Below are 4692 nucleotides of genomic sequence, written 5' to 3' on the forward strand. Positions count from 1 at the left end.
CTCCACGGCGAAACCGCCTACGAGCAGGGGATCTGAGCGGCGCCACGGCGCGCCGGAAGGAGACGGACATGAATCGCACGACTGTGGCGGCGCTCGCCGTCCTGATCCTGATGAGCGCCGGGGCCGCCCCGGCGCAGACGACGCCGGTCGAGTTCTCGGGGTTCGTGGACGCCGGCTGGTCCGGCAACCTGGACCGACGCGACGACGCGTTCACGGTGAACCAGGCCGAGGTCGACGTGACCCGGGCCTGGGACGAACAGGGCGACCTCCGCCTCGACTTGGAGTGGGTCCACGACGGCACGACCTGGACGACGGCCGTCGAGCAGGGCTGGCTGTCGTGGCGGCTGCCCGGCCGCGCGGCCGCCATCACGCTCGGCAAGTTCAACGCGCCGATCGGCTGGGAGCTGCCCGACGCTCCCGACATGCTCCAGCACTCGCACGGGCTGCTCTTCACGTACTGCGCCCCGACGAACCTGACCGGCCTGATGTTCGCATCCCCCCTCGGCGCCGCGGGCTTCGACCTGAAGGTCTACGCGGCCAACGGCTGGGACCAGGACGTCGAGACCAACGGGGTCAAGACCTTCGGCGGCCGGGTCGGCTGGACCGTCGACGGTCGCGGTGGGCTTGGCCTCTCGGTCATCAGCGGTGAGGACGACCCCGGCCAGGCCGTCGGCCGCACGGTCGTGGACGTCGACGCCACGTTCACGCCGACCGACCGGCTCACGCTGGGCGCGGAATTCAGCCTCGGCAGCGTCGACGCCGGCACGGGCGACGCCGGCTGGACCGGCTTCATGGTGATGGCCCACGCGAAACTGAGCGGGACCATGGGGCTCACGGGCCGCTTCGACACGCTCGACGACGCCGACGACGTGATCTTCGGCGCCGGCTCCGGCCAGAGCCGCAGCTCGCTGACCATCGCGCCGGTGTTCGCGCTCGGGGAAGGCATGCGGGCCCTGGCGGAGCTGCGCCTGGACACGTCCGACGAAGACGCCTTCGTCGACCACGACGGCACGCCCAAGGGCTCGACGACCTCGGCGGCGTTCACGATGACGTACAGCTTCTAGTCCCGGACACCGCAACGCATCGCCCGTAGGAGAAGAGGGCGGATCCCGTCTGGGACCCGCCCCCTTTGTCTTCACCGCGGACCGGTCCGATCAATCGCGGCGCGGCATCGCCGCCGCCTCGGGTGCTGGCAGATCAGTCCCGCCGTGCAGGCAGGACCGCGGACGCAGCGGGATCACTCCCCTTCGACCAACCGCGTCGGCCGCCAGCTGAACTGGAAGACCACCGCGATGTCGCGCTCGTCGTCGGCGAACTCGTTGTCGTAGTCGGTCACCACCGGCACGCGCAGACCCAGGAACGGGCTCAGCGAACCCAGCGCGTAGCCGACGCCGGGGTACAGGTCGACCAGGGTGCCGCCCATCCCGAGGTCGGACTCCGTACTCGGAGTGCCGTCGCTCCAGGTGGTCTTGGACTTGCCGTCGCCCAGCAGCGTGGCGCCCAGGCCCAGGTTCAGCCACCACTTCGCGCCCACGAGCTTGCGCCCGAAGACCGTGGCGACGATCTGGTCGGCGCCGGTCACCTCGAAGGTGCGCGTGTCGCCGCCGCCCAGGTCGGTGATCGTCTCGTTCGGCGTGTTCTTGCGGTACAGCAGCGAGGCCAGCAGCCCGTGCGTCGGCGCCGAGCGCGCGTACTGCGCGCGCCCGATCAGGTCCAGCGTGCCGGTGCCCAGGGGCACGGCATAGTTGCCGTCCATCTTCTCTTCGTCGCCGGTCGGCAGCTTCGCGCTCAGCTGCAGGCGCAAGACCGACCCCGGCGCGGACAGCGGTCGCGCGTACTCGGCGTCCAGGACCACGTCGCCCAGCCCGCCGGCCGAGGCTTCCTCGGTCCAGTACTGCAGCGTGCGCTCGAAGATCAGCGGCACCCGCGCCTTCAGCACGAACGCCGGCGAGAACCGGTAGGACGGCGTGAGCAGTCCGGCCTTCTGGTCGCCCGTGACCTCGAAGTACCCGCCGACCCCGGGGCCCATCATCGACTTGTCGGCGCCCATGACCGCGTCCGGCGCCGGCGCCGGCGCGAACTCGTCCGCCGTCGGCACGATCAACGGCGCCATCGTCGGATCCATGTACGGATCGCCGCCCTCACCCTCGCCCTCCTGGGCCCATGCCGCACCAGCCGTCATCACGATCACCAGCGCGAGCCCCCAGACCCACGCCCTGCTCCCGAGCATCCTCTGCATGTCCGCCCCTTTCGGTGGAAGTCCCATCCGCAAGGGTAACACAAGCTTGCCCCCGATCAACCCTATTGAAAGCCGGCAATCATGTCGCCCATCCCACCGCAGATCCATCTCGTACCGATGATACAGACACGCTCCGTCGGGGGTGTGATGTAGGCTTCCGGCGCCAGGAGGGCGCCGGGAGCCGAAATCCAAGCGCGCCGGACACACGATGTGTCCGGCGCGCGCCCCCCGACGAAGCGTGTCTGTATCATCGGTACGAAGACGGATCACCCGTCGGGATTCAAGGCCTTCTTGTACGCCCGTTTGCGATCATTTTCGTCGAGCAGCAGCTTGCGCAGCCGGATGTTGTTCGGCGTGATCTCCACGCACTCGTCGTGGTTGATGTGCTCGAGGCACTCCTCGATCCCCATGATGATGGCCGGGGCGACCTTCATCTTGCGGTCCGCGCCCGAGGACCTCATGTTGCTGAGCTGCTTGGCCTTCTGGGCGTTGACGACGATGTCGTCGTCCTTGTTGTTCTCGCCGATGATCTGCCCCGTGTACAGCACGTCCCCCGGCTCGATGAAAAAGCGGCCGCGGTCCTGCAGCGCGTCGAGCGCGTAGGCCAGCGCCTGCCCCTGACCCTGGCTGATGAGACTGCCGGTCTGGCGCTGGGGTATGCTGCCCTTGAAGAACTCGTACTGGTAGAACCGGTGGTGCATGACGATCTCGCCGGCGGTGGCCCGCAGCATGCGGCTGCGGAAGCCGATCAGGCCGCGGCTCGGGATGTGGATCTCCAGCCGGGCGCGGCCGTCGTTCTGCTCCATCTTCATCAGGTCGCCGCGGCGCGCGGCGGCGTACTCGATGACCGTGCCCGCATACTCGGCCGGCAGGTCGACGGACAGCACCTCGACGGGCTCCGCCTTGCGCCCGGTGATCTCCTTGTAGATGACCTGCGGCTGGCCGACCATGAACTCGAAGCCCTCGCGGCGCATCGTCTCCATCAAGATCGACAGGTGCAGGATGCCGCGGCCGCTGACCCGGAAGGTGTCGCTGCTGGCGGTGTCCTCCACGCGCAGGGCCACGTCGCGCTCGGACTCGCGCAGCAGGCGGTCGCGCACCTGGCGACTGGTGACGTACTTGCCGTCCTGGCCGAAGAAGGGGCTGTCGTTGACCATGAAGCTCATCGAGAGCGTCGGCTCGTCGACGTCGATGATCGGCAGCGGATCGGGGTGCTCGGGGTCGGCCAGGGTGTCGCCGATGTCCACGGTGTCGAGGCCCACCACCGCACCGATGTCGCCGCAGACGACCTCCGGCACCTCGCGCCGGCCGAGGTTGTCGAACACGAACAGCTGCTTGACGGTCGCGTCGGTCTGGCTGCCGTCGCGCTTGATCAGCGTGACGCGGTCCTTCGTGTGGATGTTCCCGCGCACGATGCGGCCCACGGCGATGCGGCCCACGTAGTCGCTGTGGTCCATCGCGGCCACCAGCATCTGCAGGGGCCCCGCCTGCACCGCGGGCGCCGGGATGTGCTTGACGATCATGTCCAGCAGGGGGAACAGGTCCTTGCGCTCGTCGCCCAGCTCGCCGATGGCCCAGCCATCGCGCCCGGCGGCGTAGACGCCGCGGAAATCGAGCTGCTCGTCGCTGGCGCCCAGCTCGCAGAAGAGGTTGAAGACCTCGTCGAGCACCTCGTGCGGGCGGGCGTTCAGGCGGTCGACCTTGTTGATCACCACCAGCGGCTTGAGGTTCAGCTGCAGGGCCTTCTGCAGCACGAAGCGCGTCTGCGGCATCGGGCCCTCGAAGGCGTCGACCAGCAGCAGCACGCCGTCGGCCATCTTCAGGACGCGCTCGACCTCGCCGCCGAAGTCGGAGTGGCCCGGGGTGTCGATCAGGTTGATGCGCACGTCGTGGTAGGTGACGGCGAAGTTCTTGGCCGTGATCGTGATGCCGCGCTCGCGCTCGAGGTCGTTGGAGTCGAGGATGCGCTCGCGCACCTGCTGCCCGTCGCGGAAGACGTGGCACTGGCGCAGGATCTGGTCGACCAGCGTGGTCTTGCCGTGGTCGACGTGGGCGATGATCGCGACGTTGCGGATCTCCATCGTTCTTCTCCTGGATCTACTTTTCCTGGATCTGCGTTCGCCGGCATCGCGCGCGCTCCGGCCGGGCCCGGCGCCTTGGCTCGTCGTGCGGGGGATCGCGGGTCGGCACCTCGACGTCGCCGGCGGCCGTCAGGCAGTGCGCGGACAGGCAGGCCGCCCGAATCATGTCGAACCGGACCGTTCCGGTCAAGCCGGACGCCGCCTCGTCCCCGACAGAGAACGCCCTCGTACCGCAGCCACGGCGGGCGGTTCGGGGCCGGATCGGCCGATTCTCCCTCCGTACGGCAGGATAAGCGTGAAATGGACTTTTCGCCCCTCGGGAGACATTCATGGACAACTTCCGAGGGCTGTCCTATCCTTGGCAAGGCTCCC

Annotated in this window: 3 protein-coding genes; 1 reads left to right on the forward strand and 2 read right to left on the reverse strand. The window is 68.8% G+C overall.

The window, feature by feature from the left end; genetic code table 11:
* Window positions 1-68 precede the first annotated feature (68 nt).
* Complete coding sequence (locus Q7W29_01515; GenBank protein ID MDO9170493.1) at window positions 69-1064, forward strand: outer membrane beta-barrel protein; 996 nt, start codon at window positions 69-71, stop codon at window positions 1062-1064.
* A 173-nt stretch (window positions 1065-1237) separates the two neighbouring features.
* Here Q7W29_01515 and Q7W29_01520 read toward each other — a convergent pair whose 3' ends face one another.
* On the reverse strand, window positions 1238-2239 hold the full coding sequence (locus Q7W29_01520; protein ID MDO9170494.1) for a hypothetical protein: 1002 nt from the start codon (window positions 2237-2239) through the stop codon (window positions 1238-1240).
* 266 nt (window positions 2240-2505) lie between these two features.
* Window positions 2506-4320, reverse strand: a complete 1815-nt coding sequence (typA, locus tag Q7W29_01525; GenBank protein MDO9170495.1) for a translational GTPase TypA — start codon at window positions 4318-4320, stop codon at window positions 2506-2508.
* Window positions 4321-4692: the final 372 nt, after the last annotated feature.

Source organism: bacterium, assembly GCA_030654305.1.
In the GTDB taxonomy this organism is placed as follows: Bacteria; Krumholzibacteriota; Krumholzibacteriia; order LZORAL124-64-63; family LZORAL124-64-63; genus PNOJ01.